Raw genomic sequence first — 1,374 nt, 5'->3', positions numbered from 1 at the left:
AAAGCCATCGTCGATAAAGAGCAGCCGCAGCTGGTCATCCTCGGCAAGCAGGCCATCGACAGCGACAACAACCAGACCGGCCAGATGCTGGCTGCGCTGACCGGCTACGCGCAGGGCACCTTCGCCTCCAAGGTGGAAGTGGCTGGCGACAAGGTCAACGTCACTCGTGAAATCGACGGCGGCCTGCAGACCGTTGCCCTGAACCTGCCGGCGATCGTGACCACCGACCTGCGCCTGAACGAGCCGCGCTACGCGTCGCTGCCCAACATCATGAAGGCGAAGAAGAAACCGCTGGACGTGGTGACCCCGGACGCCCTGGGCGTTTCCACCGCTTCCACCGTGAAGACCGTGAAAGTCGAAGCGCCGGCTGCCCGTAGCGCCGGTATCAAGGTCAAGTCCGTTGCCGAACTGGTCGAGAAACTGAAGAACGAGGCGAAAGTAATCTGATGGCTATCCTGGTAATCGCTGAGCACAACAACGGCGCACTGGGCGCTGCCACCCTGAACACCGTCGCTGCTGCGCAGAAGATTGGTGGCGACATCGCCGTCCTGGTCGCTGGCCAGAACGTGGGTGGCGTGGCCGAAGCCGCTGCCAAGATCGCAGGCGTTTCCAAGGTGCTGGTCGCCGACAACGCCGCTTACGCTCACCAGCTGCCGGAGAACGTCGCTCCGCTGATCGCTGAGCTGGGCAAGGGCTACAGCCACGTGCTGGCCGCTGCCACCACCAACGGCAAGAACTTCCTGCCGCGCGTCGCTGCCCTGCTGGACGTCGACCAGATCTCCGAGATCATCGAAGTCGTCAGCGCCGACACCTTCAAGCGCCCGATCTACGCCGGTAACGCCATCGCTACCGTGCAGTCCTCGGGTGCCGTCAAGGTCATCACCGTGCGTGGCACCGGCTTCGACGCCGTGGCCGCCGAAGGTGGTTCGGCCGCGGTTGAAGCCGTGTCCGGCCCGGCCGACGCCGGCAAGTCCGCCTTCGTGGGCGAAGAGCTGGCCAAGTCCGACCGTCCGGAACTGACCGCTGCCAAGATCGTCGTTTCCGGCGGCCGTGGCATGGGCAATGGCGACAACTTCAAGATCCTCTACGCCCTGGCTGACAAGCTGGGCGCTGCCGTCGGCGCTTCCCGTGCTGCCGTTGACGCCGGCTTCGTGCCCAACGACATGCAGGTCGGCCAGACCGGCAAGATCGTCGCGCCGCAGCTGTACGTGGCCGTCGGCATCTCCGGCGCCATCCAGCACCTGGCGGGCATGAAGGATTCGAAAGTGATCGTTGCGATCAACAAGGACGAAGAGGCGCCGATCTTCCAGGTGGCCGACTACGGCCTGGTCGCCGACCTGTTCGAAGCCGTACCGGAGCTGGAAAAGGCCGTCT

Annotated in this window: 2 protein-coding genes; both read left to right on the top strand. The window is 64.6% G+C overall.

The window, feature by feature from the left end:
- Positions 1-447, top strand: a 447-nt coding sequence (locus ACNFIA_RS31900; protein WP_416790991.1) for an electron transfer flavoprotein subunit beta/FixA family protein, incomplete at its 5' end; no start/stop codon positions are given.
- Positions 447-1,374, top strand: a 928-nt coding sequence (locus tag ACNFIA_RS31895) for an electron transfer flavoprotein subunit alpha/FixB family protein (RefSeq protein ID WP_416790990.1), incomplete at its 3' end; no start/stop codon positions are given. The genes ACNFIA_RS31900 and ACNFIA_RS31895, both read left to right, overlap by 1 nt.

Origin of the sequence: Pseudomonas sp. NY15437, from assembly GCF_048068435.1 — a bacterium.
Classification (GTDB): Bacteria; Pseudomonadota; Gammaproteobacteria; order Pseudomonadales; family Pseudomonadaceae; genus Pseudomonas; species Pseudomonas nitroreducens_B.
Note: the sequence above shows the minus strand (reverse complement) of the source record. Positions and strands in the feature narration are given on the sequence as shown.